Annotated in this window: 6 protein-coding genes; 4 read left to right on the top strand and 2 right to left on the bottom strand. The window is 26.0% G+C overall.

Features of this window, described 5'->3' with window-relative positions; translation table 11 throughout:
* The 3 genes from HUJ77_RS14805 to HUJ77_RS14795 form a co-directional block, all read left to right on the top strand.
* Positions 1-400 (top strand): prealbumin-like fold domain-containing protein (locus tag HUJ77_RS14805; protein WP_291709952.1); only part of this gene is annotated, 400 nt, incomplete at its 5' end.
* Between the two features lie 128 nt (positions 401-528).
* Positions 529-999 carry a L,D-transpeptidase gene (locus HUJ77_RS14800; RefSeq protein ID WP_291709950.1) on the top strand — a complete coding sequence of 157 codons (471 nt, stop codon included), beginning with the start codon at positions 529-531 and terminating at the stop codon, positions 997-999.
* Between the two features lie 126 nt (positions 1,000-1,125).
* Positions 1,126-1,977, top strand: coding sequence for a DegV family protein (locus tag HUJ77_RS14795; protein WP_291709948.1), 852 nt, complete (start codon positions 1,126-1,128; stop codon positions 1,975-1,977).
* Positions 1,978-2,060: 83 nt separating this feature from the next.
* On the opposite strand, the gene HUJ77_RS14790 is transcribed toward HUJ77_RS14795, so the two are convergent.
* Complete coding sequence (locus HUJ77_RS14790; RefSeq protein WP_291709946.1) at positions 2,061-2,489, bottom strand: hypothetical protein; 429 nt, start codon at positions 2,487-2,489, stop codon at positions 2,061-2,063.
* 214 nt (positions 2,490-2,703) lie between these two features.
* Here HUJ77_RS14790 and HUJ77_RS14785 point away from each other — a divergent pair, with 214 nt between their 5' ends.
* A complete protein-coding gene (locus HUJ77_RS14785; protein ID WP_291709944.1) occupies positions 2,704-3,414 on the top strand; it encodes a gamma-glutamyl-gamma-aminobutyrate hydrolase family protein in 711 nt (236 codons plus the stop codon).
* Between the two features lie 18 nt (positions 3,415-3,432).
* On the opposite strand, the gene HUJ77_RS14780 is transcribed toward HUJ77_RS14785, so the two are convergent.
* Positions 3,433-4,262 (bottom strand): choline/ethanolamine kinase family protein (locus HUJ77_RS14780; protein ID WP_366033570.1); only part of this gene is annotated, 830 nt, incomplete at its 5' end.

The raw sequence follows: 4,262 nt of genomic DNA, 5'->3' as shown, positions 1-4,262 counted from the left end.
GGTAGATGAAGAAGGTAAATTCTTAGCTAATGCAGAATTTACATTATATGATTTAGATGGCAATGTAGTTCAAGTGAAAATGACAGATGAAAATGGAGTAGCATTATTTGAAAGTATAGCTTACGGAAATTACTTAATAAAAGAGACTAAAGCTCCAAAAGGATATCTGAAGGAAGATACTGAAATAGAAGTTGTTGTAGATTCACAAAAAACTCAAGTATTTACTTTTAAAAATAATAAAATCAAAGAATCAAAAGATGACAATGCTAGTTTAGGAAAAGAAGGACTTCCTTCAACAGGAGATGCTTTCGATTCAAGGTTAATATTAATAATGGGATTAATATTAGTTTTAGTTGGTAGTGGTTTAGAGGTAAAGAGAAAAGCAAAATTCAATAAATAGTTAAATAAGGCTTTTACAAATTTTTTGTAAAAGTCTTATTATTTACAAAGGTTATTATTTTTTATTAGATTTTTTATAATGTAAAGCATAATATAATTTGTGAATAATAATTAATTAAGAGGTTAAAAATGAAAATTATAGATAAATTTCTTTCCTTATTTCGAGGGGATGGGGAGAAGTTTGAGAATGTAACTAAGTTTGTAAATGCAAGCGGATTTTCAAGTACTACTAAGTATTTGATTTGGGTTGATTTAAAAAAATTTAAGGTTAATATTTTTACAGGATCAAAAAATAATTGGAAGCTTCTTCATAGTTATATATGTACAATAGGTAAAAAATCTACTCCAACTCCAAAGGGAACTTATACAGTGGGTATAAAAGGATTATACTTTGGTGTAGAAAAGGGATATAAATGTTGGTATTATATTCAATTTAAGGGTAATTATTTGTTTCATTCTATATTATATAATTTAGATGGTAGTGTAAGAGATGGAAGGCTAGGAATGGCTTTGTCAGATGGTTGTATAAGATTAGAAAAGGTGAATGCAAAATGGATTTATGATAATATACCAGAAGGAACAAAGGTATATATTAGTTAATTAGACTTAATTAGACAATTTATATTAAATGTTTACAAAATAATATTGACACTAATATTTACACGTGATACTCTGAAAATGTAAAATAATATTTTTTATAGATTAATATGAAATTGGAGACAAAAGATGATTAGAATTTTATCAGACTCTTCCACACTTTATTCAATTAGTGAAGGACAAGCAAATAATGTAGATATTGCACCTTTAGTTGTTACTATTAATGACAGAACTTATATGGAGCATGAAGAAATTAATTCAAAAGAATTTGTGAAATTAATTAAAGAGGGACATATGCCTAAATCTTCACAACCTCCTATAGGATATGTTGTAGACTTATATAATAAGTACCCAGATGATGATATAATTAATATTTCTATGGCTGATGGATTATCTGGAACATATAGTTCAGCGTGTATGGCTAAAGAAATGGTAAGTAATCCAGATAGAATAGAAGTAATTAACTCTAAAACTTTATGTGGACCTGAAAGATATCTAGTAGATGTAGCTGTGAAGCTTGTAGATAAAGGCTATAACAAGGAAAGTATAATTAACGAGATTAACAAGTTAATTAAAACATCGAAATCATTTTTGATTCCTCGTGATTTTGATTTCTTAGTAAGAGGTGGAAGAATTTCATCTCTAGTAGGAAAGATAGGAAGTATGATAAGTCTAGTTCCTATTATGACTCTTGCTGAAGATTCAAAGTCTCTGGTTAAATTTTCTTCTACCCGTTCTTATAAAAAGGCAATAAAAAAAATAGCGGAAAATTTAATTGAAAATAATGTTGATTCTAATTATAAGATTTATATATCACATGCAGAGGACCTACAATTAGCAATAGAAGGTAAAGAAGTAATTTCTAATACTATAAAGGACGCTGACATCGAAATAAAAGAATTAGGACCTGTTTTTATTACTCAAGGTGGGCCAAGCTGTGTATCAATACAAGTAATAAAAAAACATGAAGAATTGAAATAAATATTAGTAATATAAAGGGGCTGTTGCGACAGCTCCTTTTTTATAAAAAAAGATAGTCTAACATTATTTATTATAGTGTTAGACTATTCAAAATTATCTTCTGCATTTTCTTCACGGTTTAATAAAATTTCATAAAAAGCTTCTAGTCTCAATAAGTTTGCAAATACACTTAGAATATAACCAGTTTCAAGCTTCTTAAAGGAGGGAATAAAGTTATTTTCATCTAAATAGTCATTTCTTAGTATTCTAGAATATATTCTTCGTTTAGAAACAACATATAAAATACAATATCCTATTACTATGATAAATTGACCCAATAAAGTAACTTCAGCAGAAGTTATATCAATTTCATTATTAGTAATTACGTCATAAATATCAATCCTTGCACCGTAGCAAATTATTAAGTATCCAAGTGCATTTAAAGAGGCACCTAAAATATCTAACCTTTCTGTCTCTAAATCTAGTTCTCTTATATATTCTTCCATATATTCTTTGAATTCTTCATTATCCAAGATACTATATAACTCCTTCTAATACTTCTAAATATTATATGAAAAAGTTTATATTAGTGTTAAATTAAAGATTTAAATATAGGTTATAAAATGTTAATATATATTAAATTATAAAAGGGAATCTTTTTAGATTCTCTGGTATATTATATTAAATTTTAATATAGATACTTCATATTAATGTATTAAGTTAATTTTTACAAAGGGAGAGATTTTTATGAAGAAACCAATTATAGCAGTTACTGCGTTATTTGATGATAAAAAAGAAAGCATTTGGATGCTACAAGAATATTTAGACTCTATAATAGAGGCTGGTGGGATTCCTGTAATACTACCATTAATAGATAATAGAGAAGATATAAGGAGTTTAGTCAGTATATATGATGGATTTTTATTAACGGGTGGACAAGATATAAATCCTAAAATTTATAATGAAGAAAAGGCAGAGTACTGTGGATATATAAATGAAGAAAGAGACACTATGGAAGGAATTTTAATTTCTGAAGTATTAAAAGCAGATAAGCCTATTTTGGCTATTTGTAGAGGCTTTCAATTATTAAATTCATGCTTAGGTGGAAGCCTTTATCAAGATATAAGTATTGAAAAAAACAGTGAAAGTGGAGAGCTGCACAAGCAAGGCAAGCCATATAAGGAACCTGTCCATAAAATAAATATAAAAGAAGATTCTTTACTTTTTGAAATTATTAATAAAAATGAAATAGAAGTTAATAGTATTCACCATCAGGCAATAAAGGAAGTATCACCTAAGGGGCAAGAAGCTGGTGTTTCTGAAGATGGTATAATAGAAAGTATTTATTTAAATGATAAGAAGTTTGTTTTAGGAGTTCAATGGCATCCAGAAATTTTATATAAAGATTTTGAAGAGCAATTTTTAATTTTTAAAGCTTTTATAAATAGTTGTAAATAAAATATAAGTTAGACGATTTTATAAGGAATTTATTAAATCGTCTAATATCATATTTCCACCTAGTTTATAATCGTAATCGGAAGTATTATTAATAGATTTTATAAGGCTCCATGTAGCATTCCATAGCTTTACTACAAATAAGTAGTCTATAAGTTTCTCTTTATATCTTAAGTCAAAGTAACCAAAATAACTCTTTATTAATTCCTCTTGAATCTCATCTTTTAGAAACCATGATATTGTGGCTAAGTCAAAGAATATATCACCCATTCCTGCAAATTCAAAGTCTATAAAATAAACATTCCCATTAGAATATAAAATGTTAGAAGTATTTAAATCGTTATGACATAATCCATAATGAATATCTTTAGATAACTTCCTTTCTAATTCTCTTAATTTTGAAATTATTAAATTTATATCATGATTAAATTGATAGTTTACTTTATTTAAAATTTCTATATTTTCATAAATACTTTTAAAGGGATTAAAAGCGTTAGTACTTTCTAATTTATGAAGAGCTTTTAACTTATCAGCTAACACATTTATGAAAAAATTTGAGTTATAAAAATCAATATTAAATTTTTCGCTTTCAATATATTTACTTAATAAAATTCCATTACTTTCACTGTGATAAACTATCTCTGGGGAAATATTATAAGGCTTAATAATATTTAAAATTAAATTTTCATGATAAAAGTCATTTTTATTATCTTTACTAGGAAGTCTTAATACATATTTTAAATCTTGTATATTAATTAAATAGTTAGAATTATTTAAACCACCAAGTTTTTTAATTAAATTATTATTAGTTATCTTCATATATTCTCCTTTAAAATATTTATTAATTATGA

Origin of the sequence: Clostridium sp. (assembly GCF_021443865.1) — a bacterium.
Taxonomy (GTDB): domain Bacteria; phylum Bacillota; class Clostridia; order Clostridiales; family Clostridiaceae; genus Clostridium.
The sequence above is the reverse complement of the archived record's forward strand: the minus strand, read 5'-3'. Positions and strand labels throughout refer to the sequence as shown.